Source organism: Flavobacterium sp. TAB 87 (genome assembly GCF_001529295.1).
Taxonomy (GTDB): domain Bacteria; phylum Bacteroidota; class Bacteroidia; order Flavobacteriales; family Flavobacteriaceae; genus Flavobacterium.
On sequence record NZ_LLWK01000034.1, the window covers coordinates 211,674 to 232,826 of the forward strand.

Sequence of the window (21,153 nt, forward strand, 5' to 3'; positions counted from 1 at the left end):
CTATGCAATTATTTGACTGGATTGTACTTATTGTAACACTTTTATTTATAGTTATTTACGGCATTTGGAAAACTAAAGGCAGTAAAAATGTTCAAGATTTTATTTTAGGAAATAATGAAACCCCTTGGTACACCGTTGGTTTATCGGTGATGGCGACACAAGCGAGTGCGATAACTTTTTTATCGACTCCAGGTCAAGCCTATCATGATGGAATGGGTTTTATACAATTTTATTTCGGATTGCCTATTGCGATGATCGTAATTTGTATCACGTTTATTCCGCTGTACCATAAATACAAAGTGTTTACCGCTTACGAATTTCTTGAAAAACGTTTCGATCTAAAAACACGTTCATTGGCAGCTATATTATTTTTATTTCAGAGAGGTTTAGGTACGGGATTAACCATTTATGCGCCTGCCATTATTTTATCTGCTATTTTAGGATGGAACCTAACTATCATGAATATTCTTATCGGCCTTTTGGTTATTATCTACACCTTTTCAGGCGGTACAAAAGCAGTAAACGTTACGCAAAAACAGCAAATGTTTGTAATCATGTCGGGAATGTTTATCACTTTTTTCCTTATTTTACATTATTTACCGAATGACATGACTTTTACAAGTGCACTGCATATTGCAGGAGCCAATTCAAAAATGGATATTGTCGATTTCTCTTTTAATCCAGAAGAAAAATACACATTTTGGAGCGGAATCACAGGTGGTTTTTTCTTGGCATTGGCTTATTTTGGGACTGACCAATCGCAAGTCGGTCGTTATTTATCGGGCAAATCGGTACGAGAAAGTCAAATGGGATTGATCATGAACGGACTTCTAAAAGTCCCTATGCAATTTTTCATCTTACTTACAGGAGTAATGGTTTTTGTGTTTTTTCAGTTCAATCCCGTTCCTTTAAATTTTAATCCTAACAATAAAATTATCATTGAGAAATCGGCTTATAAGGAAGAATACCATGCTTTAGAAAAAAAATTGGATCTACTTTCTGAAGATAAAAAAGTAGTGAATCTATTGTACATTGATCAATTGAATCAAGATTATGACAATCCAATTTTACGAAAAGAATTGGTTACCCTGTCAAACAAAGAAAAAGACCTACGAGATCGTGCCAAAGATATTATTGCAAAAGCAGATAGCACTACTGAAACTAACGATAAAGATTATGTGTTTTTTCACTTTATTCTGCATTATTTACCCAAAGGTTTGATTGGTTTACTGCTAGCAGTTATTCTTTCGGCGGCAATGTCATCTACTGCTTCAGGCTTAAATGCCTTGGCTTCCACTACTGCAATTGACATTTACAAACGAAACTTGAAAGAAGAGAAATCAGATAAGCATTACTTAAATGCTACCAAATTTTTTACCTTGTTTTGGGGAATCATAGCAATTTTATTTGCATGCGTGGGAACCCTATTCGAAAATTTAATTCAGTTAGTAAACATTATCGGATCCATATTTTACGGAACTGTTTTGGGTATTTTCTTAGTGGGATTTTATTTCAAAAAAATTCAAGCACGAGCTGTTTTCTGTAGTGCAGTTATCAGTCAGCTGACCATTTTTATCATTTACTATTTTGCTATTTTCATTTATCCAAGTGGACAAGAAAAACTAGGTTATTTATGGCTCAACTTTATTGGTGCCATGCTAACCATTATTCTTTCTACAATGATGCAACTGACTATTTTTAGAAAAGATAAAGCAGCTGTCAGCGCTTAACTATAGTAGAATTTTGCTCCATTTCAATGATTTAAAAACGAGTATAGACCATAAAAATATTATTTATATGATTTTTAGAAAAGCTACAAACTTTGATATTGCTGGAGTGATTGAACTACAAAGTAGTTATTTACTTGCTAATATCGCCGAGGCAGAACGTGAAAATGGTTTTGTAACAACTCCGTTTACAATTGAACAAATTGAGCAAGCTATTGCCATTGATGGTCTTTTTATTGCCGAAGATGAAAATAAAATTGTGGCTTATGCTTTTGCAGCATCATGGGATTATTTTTCGCAATGGAAAATTTTCCCATTTATGGTTCGTCGTTTACCCTCTTTAGAATTTACAGCTGAAACCATAACAACCGAAAATAGTTTTCAGTATGGCCCAATTTGCATTGACGAAAATTACCGAGGTTCGGGACTTTTTCAGCAACTTTTTGAGTTGATGCGAATTGAAATGAACAAACAGTATTCAATTGGTATCACTTTTATAAATAAGATAAATAAACGTTCTTTTGAAGCGCACACCAAAAAACTTAAAATAAAGGTAATCGATCATTTTGAATTTAATGAAAACCATTATTATGGTTTAGCTTTTTTAACAAGTGAAACAGTTTTGGAATAATAGTACTGTAACATTTGCTTATCGGTTTTTAGTAAAAGGTTAATAATACAACTATAAAAATTTAAAAGTAGTTTATAGAAATAGTAGAATTTTATATTGTAATTTAAATTATTGACTATTTTTACCATGGCTTAACTGTGAGAAAATACTTAATTCAAAATTTAGCATGAAAAAGAATGTACTCATTTGTACTTTAGTACTACTAAGCCAAATAATTGTAGCACAAACAACAACTACTAGCGGTAGTAATGTTCAATCTACTTTAACATATTCAGGAATTGAACTAAGTTCAGTAATCGCAATAGTTATTTCTTGGTCCCGAAACGAATCTATTGTTTTTGCAATTTTACATGGGATTCTCGGTTGGTTCTACGTACTTTACTTCGCTATTGTAAGGGCAAAAAGTAGCTAATTTTTTTATTTCATAACCTAATCAATAAAGAATATTTTATAAATGGATATTTTCGAAACTAAAATTAAATAGTTATGATTGCGATTACAGCTGTACTTAAAAGTAAATCCGAAAATGCGATTCAAGTTTTAGAAATGTTAAAGCTTTTGGTCACAGAAACCCGTAAAGAATCTGCGTGCAAACGCTATGATTTGCATTATACTGAAAATGATTTTATTATTTGGGAAGAATGGGAAAATCAAGAAGGTTTAGACCTACACAATACTATGCCATACTTGCAACACTTTATTCAAGAAAGCACTGATTTATTGAGTCGAGAAATCACGATTTTTAAAACAGTTGACGTATTTTAATCGCATAAAAAAAGCCTTACACAATAACATTGCATAAGGCTTAGCAAATAATTTTTATGTAAAAATATTTAGGTTAAGTACTTTACCCTCATCTCTTTTGCAGTATCAAATTTGCTTTTTCTAAGTCTTCCGCCGTGTCAATTCCAATACTTACATGTGTGGTTTCCACCATTTTTATCCGTTTACCAAATTCTAAATAACGAAGTTGTTCCAGCTTTTCAGAAGCTTCTAGAGACTTCATAGGCAAATTATAAAAGTCTAATAAAGCTTGTTTGCGAAACGCGTAAATTCCGATGTGTTGAAAATAACGAACTCCAACATTTACTTCTCTAGGATATGGAATCACTGAACGTGAAAAGTACAAAGCAAATTGCGATTGATCGACTACGACCTTCACATTATTTGGATTATTAATTTCCTCTTCATTGGTAATTTCTCGCATAAGCGAAGCTAAATCAACCTTGTTTTCGGTATCGTTTCTAAATACCTGAATTAATTCTTGTAAAGGTTCTGCTGCAGTAAACGGCTCGTCGCCTTGCACGTTTACCACAATATCAACCGCTAAGTTTTCAACTGCTTCTGCAATTCGATCGCTACCCGATTCGTGTTCTTTAATACTCCTGATTGCTTTTCCGCCATGAGAAACAATTTCATCAAAAATTAAATCAGAATCTGTAACCACAAAAACATCATCAAATAATTTTGTGGCAACAGTAGCTTCGTACGTTCGAAGAATTACCGTCTTACCTCCTAAATCTTGGAGTAATTTGGCAGGGAACCGTGTGGAGGCATAACGCGCAGGAATGACAGAAATAATTTTCATATGGAAATCTTCAATACATTAAAACAGAACACAACTTACTAAATTCCAGCAATTTGCTTAATTTCATCTACAATTCGAACTGCTAAAACATCAGCTTCTTTTTGCGTAGGCGCTTCCGTGTAAATTCTGATAATTGGTTCTGTATTTGATTTTCTCAAGTGAACCCATTCTTTTTCAAAATCAATTTTCACACCATCAACAGTCGAAATATCTTCGTTTTTATATTTGCTCGTCATTTGTTCTAAGATAGCGTCTACATCAATTTGTGGTGTCAATTCTATCTTATTCTTACTCATATAATATTCAGGATACGATGCACGCAAAGCAGAAACGCTCATTTTTAAATTAGCTAAATGCGTTAAAAACAACGCCACTCCAACCAAACTATCGCGTCCGTAGTGCAATTCAGGATAAATAATTCCGCCGTTTCCTTCTCCACCAATAACGGCATTATTTTTCTTCATTAATTCTACCACATTTACTTCTCCAACAGCACTCGCTTCATACGAACCACCTCTTTTTACAGTTACATCACGCAAAGCTCGAGACGATGACATATTAGAAACCGTATTTCCTGGAGTTTTACTCAGTACATAATCGGCGCAAGCCACCAAAGTATATTCTTCGCCAAACATTTCGCCGTCTTCACAAACAAATGCCAAACGGTCCACATCTGGATCTACCACAACACCTAAATCTGCTTTTTCTTTAACTACCAATTCAGAAATATCGGTTAAATGCTCTTTTAACGGCTCTGGATTATGAGGAAAATGACCGGTTGGCTCGCAATATAATTTTACGACTTCCACGCCCATCAATTCTAATAATCTCGGAATGATGATTCCGCCTGAAGAATTTACGCCATCCACAACTACTTTAAATTTTGCTGCTTTTACGGCATCAACATCAACCAAAGGCAAATTTAAAACTTCGTCTATATGAATGTCCATATAGGCATCATTCGTCGTAATTTCTCCCAAAGAATCTACATCCGAGAAATCGAAAGCTTCTGCATCGGCAATTTCAAGAATTTTAGCACCATCAGCACCACTTAAAAACTCCCCTTTAGCGTTCAATAACTTCAATGCATTCCACTCTTTTGGATTATGGGAAGCCGTCAAAATAATTCCACCATCTGCTTTTTCTAAAGGCACAGCCACTTCAACAGTTGGCGTGGTAGAAAGACCTAAATCAATTACATTTATTCCTAATCCAATCAAGGTATTAACTACCAAATTATGAATCATTGGTCCAGAGATACGGGCGTCACGACCAACAACGACAGTTAATTTTTGCTTGTCTGAATTTTGTTTTAAAAAAGTACCGTATGCCGACGCAAATTTTACAGCATCAACAGGCGTAAGATTATCGCCCACCTTGCCACCAATTGTTCCGCGTATACCTGATATAGATTTTATTAGAGTCATTTTTATGAATTATGGTTATCAATTACAAATATAATAGTTGCAAACTGACAAACTAGTAAAAAAAATAAAAATGCGTGACTTTTCCTTAATAAAACGGGAGTTCACTTTAAATTTTAAATTTCTATATTTACAATACTAATATTAGGAACTCAGTATCTAATTCCTCATCACCTTCTAAATAAATGAATTTCCTAGCACACATCTATCTTTCTGGCGACAACGATCTCATTAAAATTGGCAATTTTATGGCCGATGGTATTCGTGGAAAACAGTTTGAAACCTATCCTACTTTAATTCAAAAAGGAATTTTATTGCATAGAGAAATTGATACGTATACAGATGCACATCCCGTATTTAGACAAAGTACCAAAAAACTACACGAAAATTACCACCATTATTCAGGCGTAATTGTAGACATTTTTTACGATCACTTTTTAGCTAAAAATTGGTCGATCTATTCGGATGAGAAATTAGAGGATTATGTGCAGCGCTTTTATACTTCCCTACATGATAATTACGAATTGCTTTCGGAAAGAACTCAAAAATTAATGCCCATTATGATCCGAGAAAACTGGTTGGGCATTTATAAAAGTATTGAAGGTATGCAACACATTTTGACACAAATGGATAGACGAACAAAAAATCTATCAAAAATGCAGTTCGCTACGACTGAACTTATTTCAAATTATGATATTTTTGAAGCAGATTTCACTCTGTTTTTTGAAGATTTACGAAATCATTGTGCAAAAAAACTACTATTATGAAAAAGATATGCTTTTCAATTTTGTTTGTATCCAGTTTTTGCATTGCGCAAAACACAATACATAAACCAACTGGACTGGTCGCTACCAAAGCAATGGTTGTTTCTGCGCGTGAAGAAGCTTCGAAAATTGGAGTGGCAATTATGCAAAAAGGCGGAAATGCTTTTGATGCAATGGTCGGAACCGAATTAGCACTCGCAGTTGCGTATCCGTACGCGGGAAATATAGGCGGTGGTGGTTTTATGGTTTATCGAAAAGCAAACGGCGAAGTGGGCTCTCTAGATTACCGAGAAAAAGCACCATTAGCGGCTTCAAAAGATATGTTTTTGGATAAAGATGGAAAAGTAATTGCAGGTAAGAGTACAGCAACTGCTTTAGCAATTGGAGTTCCAGGAACTGTTGCCGGAGTTTTTGCAGTCCACAAAAAACTGGGCTCTTTACCCATGTCTGAAATTTTAGATTTGGTTATTGCACTTGCCGAAAAAGGAGTTGTGGTAACGCAAAAACAAGAAAAAAGATTACACGAGTACCGAGACGTAATTATCAGTCGCAACGGAGCTACTACTTTTTTTGCAAAACCGTATTACGCAAACGACACGATTAAATATCCTGCTTTAGCAGCAACCTTAAAACGAATTCAGAAAAACGGAAAAGACGAGTTTTACAAAGGAAGAACAGCTAAAATATTAGTGGAATACCTTCAAAAAAGAGGCGGAATTATCACGCTTGCAGATTTATCACAATACGAAGCCAAATGGAGAAAACCACTTCAGTTTGACTATAAAGATCTAAAAATTACCTCGATGGCTCCGCCAAGTAGTGGTGGAATTTGCATGGCGCAAATTATGAAAATGATAGTTCCTTTCGAAATTTCAAAAATGGGACACAATAAGGAACAAGCAATTAGTGTACTTGTTGAAGCCGAAAGACGTGCTTACGCCGATCGCAGTGACTTTTTAGGTGATCCCGATTTTGTCAAAATACCTATTAAACAACTACTCTCTGATTCGTATTTAAAAGACCGAATGAGTAGTTTTGATCCTGCGAAAGCAAGTTTATCTGCTGACATTAAATCTGGAAAAATTGAATATGCTGAAAGTACAGAAACAACCCACTATTCTATTGTTGACCAATTTGGTAATGCTGTTGCGGCAACAACTACCATTAATGACGGCTTTGGTTCTAAATATTATTGTGATGAATTGGGATTCTTTTTAAACAACGAAATGGACGATTTTAGCGCTAAACCAGGCGTGCCTAATATGTTTGGTTTAGTCGGAAATAAAGCCAATAGTATTGCGCCTCAAAAACGAATGCTAAGTTCGATGACGCCAACAATCGTCGAAAAAAATGATGATCTATTTATGGTCGTTGGTTCTCCAGGAGGTTCTACCATAATTACCTCTGTTTTACAAACTATTTTAAATGTTTACGAGTACAATATGAGCATGCAAGAAGCCGTAAATGCCCCTCGTTTTCATCATCAATGGTTGCCTGACGAAATTACTTTTGAACCCAATACTTTTGATCAAATTACTTTGGATCATTTAAAAGCAAAAGGATATTTAATCAATGAGAAAAACACGCCTGTGATTGGTAAAGTTGATGCTATTTTGGTTCTTCAAAATAAAACATTAGAGGGCGGTGCCGATTTTAGAGGTGATGATAAAGCGGTCGGATTTTAAGTCGTTATCTTAAATGAATTTTCACTGTTATTTTCGGCATTTAAAATATACCTAGAATAAAAGCGTAAAGGTCCGTATTTAAAATTGTAAGGTCTAAATTTGCAGAATTACTAAATTTTCAAAATAAACATGTTAAAAAAATACTTTAGAAAACTAGAAAGCATAATCGCAATGTCGCAGTCTATTATGACGCCAAAGCAATTTATATTTCTAGCGAGTGTTCTAATTGGTATTACGTGTGGTTTGGCGGTTATTGTGCTTAAAACATTTGCTCATAGCGTATTTTCTTTCGCCACATACATTAACGGAATTTTAAAATTAAGTTTCATCAACAGTATTCTACCCATAATTGGTATTTTACTAACTGTCTTTGTGGTGAAACGACTCTTAAATGGTTCTATCGAAAAAGGAACTTCTCAAATTTTATATACAATCGCCAAAAAGGCCAGTATTATTCCGCGTAAACAAATGTATGCGCAAATTATGACGAGCTCGTTAACTGTAGGTTTAGGAGGTTCCGCTGGTTTAGAAAGTCCGATTGTTGTAACTGGTGCTGCTTTTGGGTCTAATTTTGCGCAAAATTATAAATTAGGCTATCGCGATCGCACGCTATTAATTGGTTGTGGAGTTGCGGCTGGAATTTCAGCTGCTTTTAATGCTCCGATTGCAGGTGTGCTTTTTGCCATTGAAGTCTTGTTGGTTGATGTGAGCATAGCTGCTTTTATTCCGATCATGATTGCTGCTGCAACGGGTGCCATTGTCTCGGCAGTTGCATTAGATGAAAATATATTATTATCCTTTAGAGAGCAAGAAGCTTTTAATTTTTATAACGTTCCGTTTTACGTACTTCTAGGTATTGTAACCGGCTTTATGGCGGTTTATTATTCACGCAATTTCCAAAAAGTAGAGCATTATTTTGCAAAGATGAAGGTGGGTATTTATCGAAAGGCTTTAATCGGTTCTTCACTTTTAGCACTTCTGATATTCGTATTCCCAACATTGTTTGGTGAAGGTTATGAAAGTATTAAAACCTTGGCCGAAGATCCCGCGAAGCTAATGGAGAATACGCTTTTTGAAGACTTTAGACACAATCCTTGGGTGTTGTTGTTTTTTGTTGGAGGAGCAATGATGATGAAAGTTTTTGCATCTGGACTTACCATTGGAAGTGGTGGAAATGGTGGGAACTTTGCTCCTGCCCTATTTTTAGGTTCGTACTTAGGCTTCTTTTTTTCTAAGTTTTTAAATTTAACCGGCTTGACTAATTTACCAGTCAGTAATTTTACAATGGTTGGCATGGCCGGAATTCTGAGTGGATTGTTTCATGCACCATTGACCGGAATATTTTTAATTGCCGAAATTACGGGCGGTTATAGTCTGATGATTCCACTTATGATTGTTTCTTCGATCAGTTTTGCAATTTCTAAACGATTCGAGAAATACTCTTTGGATGTAAAAGGATTAGCCAAAAAGGGTCACGTTTTTACCAGCAACAAAGATTCAAACATCTTAACAACTTTAGACATTGACTCCTTGATTCAAACAGATTATTTGACTGTAACTGCTGATGAAAATTTAGACAAATTAGTCGATTTAATTTCCCACTCCAATCAAACTGTTTTTGCTGTAGTCAATAAAGAAAAAGAGTTAGAAGGAGTCGTACATTTTAATGACGTTCGCGAAATTATTTTCAACCAATATCGCGTTAAATACACGCTAATCAAAGACATAATGAGACCGCCACCAGATACAATTTACTCGATTGACAGCATGGAAGTGGTGATGAATAAATTCGAAAAATGCAAAAGGTCTCATTTACCAGTGGTCAAAAATGGCAAGTATTACGGATTTATTTCTAAGTCGATTGCCTTGGAAGCGTATCGTACTAAATTGCGAGCGATGACGATTGAGTGATTTTTTTATTTTTAGCAATTAAAAAATTTTCGAAGAAAAGTGAAAATAATAACTTGGAATTGCAATATGGCTTTTCGTATAAAGGCAAATTATATACTAGGACATCATCCTGATATATTAATTATTCCCGAATGTGAACATCCAGATAAACTAAGGTTTCAAGAAGGTACAATTTTGCCATCAGATACATTTTTGTACGGCAGTAATAAAAACAAAGGCTTAGGTGTCTTTTCTTACAGCGATTTTAAACTTCAGTTAATTGAACAGCATAACACTCAATTTAAAAATGTAATACCATTAAGAGTATTTAATGACTCCCATGAATTTACTATGCTGGCAATTTGGGCAAATAATCCACAAGACAAGGATGGCGCCTACATCACTCAAGTTTGGAAAGCAATAAATTTTTATGAAAATATACTGGGTGAAAAAACTATATTAATTGGTGATTTTAACAGTAACACTATTTGGGATAAAGCTAGAAGAATAGGAAATCATTCTTGTGTTGTTGAAAAATTAGAAGAGAAAAATATTCTTAGCACTTATCATCAATTTTATAATTGTGAACAAGGAAAAGAACTACATCCTACCTTGTATATGTACCGCCATCAAACTAGACCGTATCACATAGATTATTGTTTTGCTTCATCTGACTTAATAAGAAAATTAATTAAAGTTGAAGTTGGTCAATTTGATGAATGGATACATTTTAGTGATCATAGTCCTTTAATCGTAGAATTTGATTTACAAAAAATAGAAAAATGAATTATAACTTCAGAAAGGCAACACTAAAAGATGCCAACATAATTTGGACGATTTTAGAGCAAGCCATCAACCGTAGAAAACAAGACGGAAGTGAGCAGTGGCAAGATGGTTATCCCAATATTTCAGTAGTGAAAAATGATCTACAGAAAGAGGCAGGATATGTTTTAACAGATAATGATTTGATTATTGGGTATGCCTCGATTGTTTTTAATGACGAACCTGCTTATTCCGAATTGAACGGAACTTGGTTGACTACTGGTCATTTTGCTGTACTCCATCGTTTGGCACTTTCTGAAGATTCTCTAGGAAAAGGTTTGGCTAAAAAAATAATGCTTTACGCTGAAGAAGTAGCTGCAGCAAACAATATTTTCAGTATAAAAGTAGATACTAATTTCGATAATATTCCAATGCTGAAAATTTTCGAAAAACTGGGTTATATCTATTGCGGCGAAGTTGAATTTAGAGGAAGTAAACGAAAAGCTTTCGAAAAAGTACTTACTCCTATAGCTTAGTAAAGTACAACTAACCTTACTTTAAAATTTTTAAACGAACTGAAATTTGCCGCTGATTAAAAGGACTTCCAGATATTAAAATCTTTTTCATTTTTTTTTATCTTGGCAAAATAGATGCTTACATAGAAGGTCGAAATTGGTACACTACCAAGAAGGCTAGCCAAAATTATATCTCCACCAGAAAACGAAAATCCTAATCTATTTGGCGTTTTTTTATGCCCTTTTTTAACATAAAGTTCTAAACTGTAGTACCAAAAGAATAAATCAAAATGGTAACTTTGTTTTTTGCTCAAACTATGTTAGAAAAAAACAATACCATTGAAGTTCTTGGCGCAAGAGTTCACAATCTAAAAAATATCGATATTGCCATTCCGAGGGAAAAACTTGTAGTAATTACGGGTCTTTCTGGTTCGGGAAAGTCATCTTTGGCGTTTGATACGATTTATGCCGAAGGACAACGCCGTTATGTAGAAACTTTCTCTGCTTACGCACGTCAGTTTTTAGGAGGCTTAGAACGTCCAGATGTTGATAAAATTGATGGACTTTCGCCGGTGATTGCCATTGAACAAAAAACGACTAGTAAAAGTCCGCGCTCGACCGTTGGAACGATTACAGAAATATACGATTTCCTGCGCTTGCTTTATGCAAGGGCCGCCGACGCATACAGTTACAACACTGGCGAAAAAATGGTTAGCTACAGCGATGAACAAATAAAAGAATTAATAACTACTGATTTTACTGGCAAGCGAATCAATATTTTAGCGCCTGTTATTAGAGCTCGTAAAGGGCATTATGCGGAGCTTTTTCAGCAAATTACCAAGCAAGGTTTCTTAAAGGTGCGCGTAAATGGTGGTATTCAGGACTTGGTTGGCGGTATGAAATTAGACCGTTACAAAACGCATGATATTGAAATTGTAGTCGATCGAATGGTTATTGATGAAACGCCCGATAATCAAAAAAGATTGTCTGAAAGTATCAATACCGCCATGCATCATGGAGAGAATGTATTGATGGTTTTGGATCAAGACAGCAATGAAGTGCGCTATTTCAGTAGAAATTTAATGTGTCCTTCAACAGGAATCTCCTATCAAAATCCGGAACCCAATTTATTTTCGTTCAACTCGCCAAAAGGCGCTTGTCCACATTGCAATGGCTTGGGAACTGTAAACGAAATTAATCCTAAAAAAATAATTCCAAATTCAAAACTATCTATAAAAGCTGGTGGACTAGCGCCTTTGGGCGAATATAAATCGTCTTGGATTTTCAAACAATTGGAAATTATTGGTGAGAAATTTGGTTTTAAACTAACCGATGCTATATCCGTAATTCCAGAGGAAGCCATGCAAATGATTTTGCACGGTGGCAAAGATAAATTTACGATTAACTCAAAAGATTTAGGCGTAGCACGTGATTACAAAATTGATTTTGAAGGTATTTCGAACTTTATTAAAAACCAGTTTGAAGAACAATCATCGACCGCAATAAAACGGTGGGCAAAAGAATTTATGGACGAAATAAAATGTCCAGAATGCCACGGTTCAAGATTAAAAAAAGAAGCTTTGTTTTTTAAAATCGAAGGTAAAAATATAGCCGAATTGTGCGATATGGACATTTCTGATTTAACGGTTTGGTTCCAAGAATTGGACGCTCATTTATCTGATAAGCAAAAACGAATTGCTACTGAAGTCGTCAAAGAAATCAAAGACCGATTGAATTTTCTAATGAATGTAGGTTTGAATTATTTGGCTTTAAGCCGAAGTTCTAAATCACTTTCGGGTGGCGAAGCGCAACGCATAAGGTTGGCTACTCAAATTGGTTCCCAATTGGTTGGTGTCTTATATATTTTAGATGAACCAAGTATTGGTTTGCACCAACGAGATAACGAGAAATTGATTCATTCTCTGGAGCAATTGCGTGATTTAGGCAATTCTGTAATTGTGGTTGAACACGATAAAGACATGATTGAGCGCGCCGATTACGTAATTGATATTGGTCCAAAAGCAGGAAAATATGGTGGCGAAATTATAAGCAAAGGAACTCCGAAAGAACTTTTAGAACAACATACCATTACCGCTCAATATTTGAACGGCGAAATGAAAATTGAAATCCCTGAGAAAAGACGCGAAGGAAATGGCAAATTTTTAAAACTAACAGGTGCAACAGGAAATAATCTTAAAAACGTTTCTATAGAATTGCCTTTAGGACAATTAATTGTGGTTACTGGAGTTTCTGGAAGCGGCAAATCGACGTTGATTAATGAAACACTTTATCCAATTTTGAACGCCTATTACTTTAATGGTGTTAAAAAACCGAAACCGTACAAAAAAATTGAAGGTTTAGAACATATTGACAAAGTAATTGCCATTGACCAAAGTCCGATTGGAAGAACGCCGCGTTCAAATCCAGCGACTTATACTGAAGTTTTTACCGAAATAAGAAATTTGTTTACAATGACTTCTGAAAGTATGATTCGCGGTTACAAAGCGGGTCGTTTTAGTTTCAATGTCAAAGGCGGTCGTTGCGAAACCTGCGAAGGATCTGGGGTTCGCACCATAGAGATGAACTTTTTGCCAGATGTTTATGTAGAATGTGAAACGTGTCAAGGTAAACGTTTCAATCGCGAAACCTTAGAAATTCGCTACAAAGGAAAATCGATTTCAGATGTATTAAACATGACCGTTGATGAAGCAGTTCCGTTTTTTGAACTGATTCCAAAAATTTATCGCAAAGTAAAAACGATTCAGGATGTAGGTTTGGGTTACATTACCCTTGGTCAACAAAGTACAACGCTTTCTGGTGGTGAAGCCCAACGTATTAAATTGGCGGGCGAATTGTCTAAAAAAGATACCGGAAATACGTTTTATATTTTAGATGAACCTACCACAGGATTGCATTTTGAAGACATTCGGGTTTTAATGGAAGTCATTAATACATTGGTCAATAAAGGCAATACCATTTTGATTATTGAACACAATATGGATGTCATTAAATTGGCAGATTATATTATCGATATTGGTCCAGAAGGTGGAAAAGCGGGCGGACAATTGATCGCTAAAGGAACGCCAGAACAAGTAGCCAAGGTTAAAAAAAGTTACACAGCTCAATTTCTGAAAAAGGAATTGTCGTAATTTTATCTCATTTTTTTACTATTTTTGGTTTGACAATAAGAACTAGAATTGCATTTTATTTAGGTATGCTGCTTCGTGCAATTTTATAAATACCATGTAATTTTATTCAAGAAGTTTAAATGCAATTTAACTAGTTTATAAATGGATATAGATATTGAAAATTTATTAAATGCCGAAAACTCGCATATTGTTAAGCTTCAGGAAATTGTAAAAAAAACACTTGAAGACGAAGAGCTAATCAATCAAAACCTTTTAAATCCTCCAAAAGAAATTTTGACAAGAGGACAAAGTGTTTCAGATAAAGTAGCTAGATTTGGGGGAAGCTGGGCTTTTATAATTTCATTTTTTATCATTTTAACGATTTGGATTATTTACAACGTCACAGCAGTTAAAGGTGACGCGTTTGATCCTTATCCTTTCATTTTGATGAACTTGATTTTGTCTTGTATCGCTGCACTGCAAGCACCAATAATCATGATGAGTCAAAACAGACAAGAAGAAAAAGATCGTAAAAGAAGCGAAAACGACTATTTAATAAATCTAAAGGCAGAGTTAGAAATTAGATCGCTCGACCAAAAAGTGGATTTATTACTGCAAGAACAAATTAAAATTCTTTTTGAAAGTCAAGCAAAGCAAATGGAAATTCTAAAAAAAATCGAAGCGAAATTATAATTATAATTTTAATTCGTAAAAATAAAAGATCGATAATAAAAATATAAAAGTATGAGATTAGAGGATTTTGACAACGACGAAGAAAAAGTATTTCAGGATCGTTTGAAACAAAAAACATGGAATGAGATTCGTACCAACGACAGCTGGGCCATTTTTAAAATAATGGCAGAGTTCGTAAATGGATACGAAAATATGGGTAGAATTGGACCATGCGTGTCTATTTTTGGATCAGCACGAACCAAACCGGATACTAAATATTACCTACTAGCAGAGAAAATTGCTTTTAAAATTAGCAAAGCAGGTTATGGTGTGATTACTGGTGGTGGTCCTGGAATTATGGAAGCTGGAAATAAAGGAGCTCATTTGGGTGGCGGAATTTCTGTTGGCTTGAATATTGAATTGCCTTTTGAGCAGCATTTTAATCCATATATTGATCAAGATAAAAACTTGAATTTTGATTACTTTTTTGTTCGAAAAGTGATGTTTGTCAAGTACTCACAAGGTTTTGTGGTAATGCCAGGTGGTTTTGGAACGTTAGATGAAATGTTCGAAGCAATTACTTTAATTCAAACAAAAAAAATCGGAAAATTTCCAATAATTTTAGTTGGAAGTTCTTTTTGGTCTGGACTAATGGATTGGATTAAAACGGTTATGATTGACACCGAACACAACGCAAGTCCAGAGGATATGGAATTGTTTAAAATTGTAGACACCGAAGATGAAGTGGTTGAAATACTTGATAAATTCTATAGAAAATACGATTTAAGTCCGAATTTCTAATTTAAAAAAAGCTGTCTAAAAGGACGGCTTTTTTACTTTAAAAGCAGTATTTTTAATTCGTCATCAAATATTGATTCTCATTGAAATTAAATCTAAAAATTGCTTTTGTTTTTCTCTCATTGCTAGTTTCTACAAAGCAATGGGCGCAACACTACTCTAAAATGTCACTATCGGTGAATTTAGAGTCCAAAACAATTCATGTATTACAAGATTTAACGTACTACAATGAAACTAACGATACCTTAACTCAAATCGTTTTAAACGACTGGAACAATTCCTATTCAGATAAAAACACTCCGTTGGCCAAACGGTTTTCCGATGAGTTTTACCGGCCTTTTCATTTGGCAAACGACAAAGAAAGAGGTGCAACAATTATACTAGCAGCAACGGATAGTAATGCCGCAAATATCAATTTTGAAAGAGCAGATAAACATCCAGATGTATTGACTTTACAACTAGACGAGCCGTTATATCCCCATAAGAAAAAGATAATTCATTTGAGTTATATAGCAAAAATTCCGAGTGATCAATTTACTTCCTACGGCTACACCTCGATTGGCGGTATGTCGTTAAAAAATTGGTTCCTTACTCCTGCACGGTACGAAAACAAACAATTTGTTGCATACAGCAATCTCAACTTAGACGATGCCGTAAATGCAAAATCAGATTATGAAGTTTCCGTTCGTGTACCAAATAATTGGCAATTAACTACCGATTTAAATACTGTAGATAAAGTTCAAGACTCTAATTTTTACACTCAAAATTTCGAAGGTAATAACCGTCTTGGTTTTAATTTATTTATCGAACGAAATACCTCCTTTTTAAATTTTACGAATACTACTTTCTCAGTGTTAACCAATATTAAAACTACTCAAGTTGGTGACATACAAAAAGCAATTATTATTGATCAAGTTATGCAGTTTGCGCAAGAAAAATTAGGAAAATATCCTTTTGAAAATCTCACTGTTTCACAAGTTGATTATGATAGAAATCCGTTTTATGGTTTAAATCAATTGCCTTCTTTTTTAAGACCATTTACCAAAGAGTTTGTGTTCGAAATCACCTTCTTAAAAACATTTTTAAACAACTATCTTAAAACAACTATACAAGTTGACCAGCGAAAAGACAGTTGGATTGCAGATGGATTACAGATTTATCTGATAATGCAATATATCGAGCAATACCATCCTGATCAAAATATGATGGGTAAATTGTCACATTTAAAATTAACGAGGAGATACAAGTTATCTAAACTTAGTTTTAACGAACAGTTCAGTTACTATTACATGTTAATGGCACGAAAAAATTTAGATCAATCCTTAGGCACGCCAAAAAATAATTTAATAAAATTTAACGAACAAATTGCGAGCAAATATAGAGCAGGATTGAGTTTAGCCTATCTTAATGATTATTTAGCTGAAGGAGTTGTACCCAAAAGTGTCAAACAATTTTACAATATAAATTTAAAAAAGCAAACTTCTGCCATTGATTTTGAAATTATTTTAAAGGATAACACGCCAAAAGATATCGACTGGTTTTTTACGACAATTATCGATTCGAGAGCTATAATCGATTATAAGTTTAGTGATTTACATCGCAATGAAACCAAAGACACAATACGTTTTAAAATAAAAAATAGAACAAATACTTTCGTACCTATTCCAGTTTATGGTATGAAAAAGAACGAAATATTATTTAAAAAATGGCTCGAACCCAACGCTGCCGATACTACTTATACCTTTGCCAGAAAGGGCGCTACCAAAATTGTTTTGAATTATGAGAATGAAGTTCCTGAATATAATTTGCGTAACAACTGGAAATCGTTGCGAGGTTTTAAACTGTCCAACCGACCAGTAAAGTTTACTTTTTTAAAGGATCTGGAAGATCCAAATTACATTCAGATTTTGTACGTTCCTACTATTGGTTACAATTATTATGACGGCTTTACTCCTGGCTTGCGGTTGAGCAATAAGACTATTTTAAACAAACCCATCACCTTCGACCTAAATCCTGCGTATTCCATCAAGGCACAAACCATTTCTGGATCAGGAAACTTAACTTTCAATCAAAATTACAGAAACAGTCGTTTGTACAATGCCAAATACTGGATAAGTGGCTCGTATTTTCATTATGTAGAAGATGCTACGTACTTAAAAATCAACCCTTCGATCATGCTTAGTATTCGAGAACGGGATTTGAGAGACAATCGCAAGCAGCATATTTTAGTGCGACAAACCATAGTAAAAAGGGAAGAAAGTGCATTACTTACCGACAATACAAATCAGAACTACTCGATTTTTAATGCACGCTATTACAATACTAAAACTGAAATTACAAACCATTTTAATTTTGTTCCAGAAATTCAGCTTTCACATAATTTTGGAAAATTAGCTACAGAAATAGAATATCGAAAATTATTTGAAAACAACCATCAACTTAATTTACGATTGTATACTGGTACATTTTTATACAATAATACTACGACCGATTACTTTAGCTTTGCTGTTGATCGCCCGACCGACTATTTATTTGATTATGGTTATTACGGAAGATCTGAAAGTTCGGGTCTTTTTAGTCAGCAATACATTATGGCAGAAGGTGGTTTTAAATCAAAACTTGAGACGCCTTACGCCAACCAATGGATTGGAACTATCAATGCTAGTTTTTCTATTTGGAATTGGATTGAAGCCTACAGTGACATTGGATTTATCAAAAACAAATACAAAAATCCTAAATTTATTTACGATAGTGGAATTCGATTAAATTTAGTTACTGATTATTTCGAAATCTATTTTCCTGTGCACTCTAATTTAGGCTGGGAAGTCTCTGAATCTCATTATAATGAAAAAATTAGATTCGTTGTTACGTTTTCGCCAAAAACATTAACCAATCTATTTACTAGAAAATGGTTTTAAAAAAGCATCAACTCTTCTATAATTTTATACTTTAACAAGATAAAAAGATAAAAAAATAAATATAATGTATTTTTTACATCGAATTTGTAAAAATAAATAAGGATAATTAAATTTAATTTATTTGAATAAGTTAAAAAAATTCATTGTTTTTTGCTAAATTTGCATTTTAATAGAGATTCACTTCAATTATGATAAAAGAGAAAACCAATAGTACGCTAACTTTCGAAGATTTTAAGACTGAAGTTCTAAACGATTACATTTTAGCGATGACCAGTCGCGAATGCAGTTTGCTTGGGCGTAAAGAAGTTTTGACGGGAAAGGCAAAATTTGGAATTTTTGGTGATGGAAAAGAAGTCCCGCAATTGGCTTTGGCCAAAGCCTTTAAAAATGGTGATTTCCGTTCGGGTTATTATCGTGACCAGACTTTTATGATGGCTATTGGCCAATTGACTCCTGTTCAATTTTTTGCTGGTTTGTACGGAAATACAAATTTGGCCGAAGAACCAATGTCGGGCGGCAGACAAATGGGCGGACACTTTGTAACGCACAGTTTAAATGAAGATGGTTCTTGGAAGAATTTAATGGAACAAAAAAATTCTAGCGCCGACATTTCTCCGACCGCAGGCCAAATGCCTCGTTTGTTGGGGCTGGCACAAGCTTCTAAAATATACAGACACGTTGAAGGCGTTAAAAATAAAGATACTTTTTCTAAGAATGGAAACGAAGTAGCCTGGGGAACTATTGGTAATGCTAGTACATCTGAAGGACTATTTTTTGAAACCATAAATGCAGCAGGAGTTTTGCAAGTTCCTATGGTAATGAGCGTTTGGGATGATGAGTATGGTATTTCTGTTCACGCCAAACATCAAACAACTAAAGAAAGTATTTCTGAAATTTTAAAAGGATATCAGAAAGAAGAAGGAACTAATGGATATGAAATATTTGTAGTTAAGGGTTGGGATTATGCAGAACTGATTGCTACCTATGAAAAAGCAGGTACAATTGCTCGAGAAAATCATACTCCTGTTTTAATTCATGTTAAAGAACTTACTCAACCACAAGGACATTCAACTTCTGGCTCACACGAACGTTACAAAAGTACCGATCGTTTAGGTTGGGAAAAAGAATTTGACTGTATTCGTCAGATGCGTTTGTGGATGATCGCCATCAATATTGCTGCGCCAGAAGAGTTAGATGAAATTGACAATCGACTGAGAAAAGAGGTAATAGAATCTAAAAAATTGGCATGGAGTCAATTTATAGATCCAATTATTGAAGATCAAAAAGAATTAGTTGGTATTTTAGAACGCCTTGCAGACCAGAGTGTTAAAAAGGCAGAAATTTTAGAATATTCTAATAAATTAGCTGCTATAAAAGCACCGATTAAGAAAGAAATGCTAGTAGCAGCGCGCAAAATACATCGCTTTTTAATTAAGGAAACGAATAAAAAAGAGCTTTCTGATTGGATTGCTTCTTACATAAAAAAGACGCAAGGAACGTTTAGTAGTAATTTATTCTCAGAATCTGCATGGACGATTTCTTCGGTAGAAAAAGTACTTCCTGAATATAACACTGATAATAATTTAGTAGATGGTCGTATTATTATTCGCGATAATTTTGATGCTTTATTTACTAAATATCCTGAAGTTTTAATTTTTGGAGAAGATTCTGGAAACATTGGTGATGTAAACCAAGGTTTGGAGGGAATGCAAGAAAAATATGGAGAACTTAGAGTTGCCGATGTAGGTATTCGCGAAGCAACTATTTTAGGTCAAGGAATTGGAATGGCCTTAAGAGGGCTACGTCCAATTGCTGAAATTCAGTATTTAGATTATTTATTATACGCTATTCAAATCATGAGTGATGATTTAGCGACTTTGCAATACCGCACTGTTGGTAAACAAAAAGCGCCGTTAATTATAAGAACTCGTGGGCACCGATTAGAAGGGATTTGGCATTCGGGTTCTCCAATGGGAATGATTATCAATGCCATAAGAGGAATTCACGTTTTAGTACCAAGAAACATGACCCAGGCAGCAGGTTTTTATAATACTTTATTAGAATGTGATGAGCCTGCTTTAGTAATAGAATGTTTAAATGGGTACCGTTTGAAAGAAGTTGCTCCTACTAATTATGGAGAATTTAAAACTCCGATTGGAGTGGTAGAAACTTTAAGAGTAGGAAAGGACATTACTTTGGTTTCTTATGGTTCGACACTACGATTAGTAGAACAAGCTGCTGAAGAATTAATGGAAATTGGTATCACCTGTGAAGTGATTGATGTGCAGTCTTTATTGCCTTTTGATGTGAGTCATGATATTGTAAAAAGTATTGCGAAAACAAATCGCTTGTTGATTATTGACGAAGATGTTCCTGGTGGAGCTTCTGCTTATATTTTACAACAGATTATTGAAAACCAAGACGGGTACCATCATTTGGATAGTAAGCCACAAACATTGACGGCAAAAGCACATCGTCCAGCCTATGGAACAGATGGTGATTATTTCTCCAAACCATCGTCAGAAGATATTTATGAAAAAGTACATGCAATGATGCATGAAGTAAATCCTGATAAATATCCAAGTATTTATTAATAAAGATCAGAATATCTTATAAAAAAAGAGAGCGAATTCTATCTAGAATTCGCTCTC

15 protein-coding genes are annotated in these 21,153 nt (G+C 34.5%); 13 read left to right on the top strand and 2 right to left on the bottom strand.

Annotated elements, in window-relative coordinates; all coding sequences use genetic code 11:
• Positions 1-2: 2 nt before the first annotated feature.
• From AP058_RS06605 to AP058_RS06615, 3 genes are all read left to right on the top strand, one after another.
• On the top strand, positions 3-1,730 hold the full coding sequence (locus tag AP058_RS06605; protein ID WP_066308161.1) for a sodium:solute symporter: 1,728 nt from the start codon (positions 3-5) through the stop codon (positions 1,728-1,730).
• Positions 1,731-1,797: 67 nt separating this feature from the next.
• A complete protein-coding gene (locus AP058_RS06610; RefSeq protein ID WP_066308163.1) occupies positions 1,798-2,358 on the top strand; it encodes a GNAT family N-acetyltransferase in 561 nt (186 codons plus the stop codon).
• 486 nt (positions 2,359-2,844) lie between these two features.
• On the top strand, positions 2,845-3,123 hold the full coding sequence (locus AP058_RS06615) for a putative quinol monooxygenase (protein WP_066308166.1): 279 nt from the start codon (positions 2,845-2,847) through the stop codon (positions 3,121-3,123).
• 88 nt (positions 3,124-3,211) lie between these two features.
• On the opposite strand, the gene kdsB is transcribed toward AP058_RS06615, so the two are convergent.
• Together kdsB and glmM are read right to left on the bottom strand one after the other, a co-directional pair.
• Positions 3,212-3,946, bottom strand: a complete 735-nt coding sequence (gene kdsB / locus AP058_RS06620; protein WP_066308169.1) for a 3-deoxy-manno-octulosonate cytidylyltransferase — start codon at positions 3,944-3,946, stop codon at positions 3,212-3,214.
• Positions 3,947-3,984: 38 nt separating this feature from the next.
• Positions 3,985-5,373, bottom strand: a complete 1,389-nt coding sequence (gene glmM / locus AP058_RS06625) for a phosphoglucosamine mutase (protein WP_066308174.1) — start codon at positions 5,371-5,373, stop codon at positions 3,985-3,987.
• Positions 5,374-5,555: 182 nt separating this feature from the next.
• Here glmM and AP058_RS06630 point away from each other — a divergent pair, with 182 nt between their 5' ends.
• The 10 genes from AP058_RS06630 (at position 5,556) to AP058_RS06680 (ending at position 21,096) form a co-directional block, all read left to right on the top strand.
• The gene (locus tag AP058_RS06630) at positions 5,556-6,137 is read left to right on the top strand and encodes an ACP phosphodiesterase (protein ID WP_066308177.1); all 582 of its coding nucleotides are present in this window, start codon (positions 5,556-5,558) and stop codon (positions 6,135-6,137) included.
• A complete protein-coding gene (gene ggt / locus AP058_RS06635; RefSeq protein ID WP_066308179.1) occupies positions 6,134-7,819 on the top strand; it encodes a gamma-glutamyltransferase in 1,686 nt (561 codons plus the stop codon). The genes AP058_RS06630 and ggt overlap by 4 nt, the downstream gene beginning before the upstream one ends.
• Positions 7,820-7,948: 129 nt before the next feature.
• Entirely contained in the window at positions 7,949-9,730 is a 1,782-nt protein-coding gene (locus tag AP058_RS06640; RefSeq protein ID WP_066308185.1) for a chloride channel protein, read from the top strand.
• 39 nt (positions 9,731-9,769) lie between these two features.
• A complete protein-coding gene (locus tag AP058_RS06645; RefSeq protein ID WP_066308189.1) occupies positions 9,770-10,495 on the top strand; it encodes an endonuclease/exonuclease/phosphatase family protein in 726 nt (241 codons plus the stop codon).
• Positions 10,492-11,007: a GNAT family N-acetyltransferase gene (locus AP058_RS06650; protein WP_066308192.1), complete on the top strand. Its 516-nt coding sequence runs from the start codon at positions 10,492-10,494 to the stop codon at positions 11,005-11,007. Before AP058_RS06645 ends, AP058_RS06650 begins: the two co-directional genes overlap by 4 nt.
• 296 nt (positions 11,008-11,303) lie before the next feature.
• Positions 11,304-14,135: an excinuclease ABC subunit UvrA gene (uvrA, locus tag AP058_RS06660; protein ID WP_066308326.1), complete on the top strand. Its 2,832-nt coding sequence runs from the start codon at positions 11,304-11,306 to the stop codon at positions 14,133-14,135.
• Positions 14,136-14,276: 141 nt separating this feature from the next.
• Positions 14,277-14,807: a DUF1003 domain-containing protein gene (locus AP058_RS06665; protein WP_066308197.1), complete on the top strand. Its 531-nt coding sequence runs from the start codon at positions 14,277-14,279 to the stop codon at positions 14,805-14,807.
• 51 nt (positions 14,808-14,858) lie between these two features.
• Positions 14,859-15,587, top strand: coding sequence for a TIGR00730 family Rossman fold protein (locus AP058_RS06670; protein WP_066308201.1), 729 nt, complete (start codon positions 14,859-14,861; stop codon positions 15,585-15,587).
• An 80-nt stretch (positions 15,588-15,667) separates the two neighbouring features.
• Positions 15,668-18,502 (top strand): aminopeptidase, encoded by a 2,835-nt coding sequence (locus tag AP058_RS06675; protein ID WP_369815135.1) that lies wholly within the window; start codon positions 15,668-15,670, stop codon positions 18,500-18,502.
• Positions 18,503-18,690: 188 nt separating this feature from the next.
• Positions 18,691-21,096, top strand: a complete 2,406-nt coding sequence (locus AP058_RS06680) for a thiamine pyrophosphate-dependent enzyme (protein WP_066308204.1) — start codon at positions 18,691-18,693, stop codon at positions 21,094-21,096.
• The last annotated feature ends 57 nt before the right edge of the window (positions 21,097-21,153 follow it).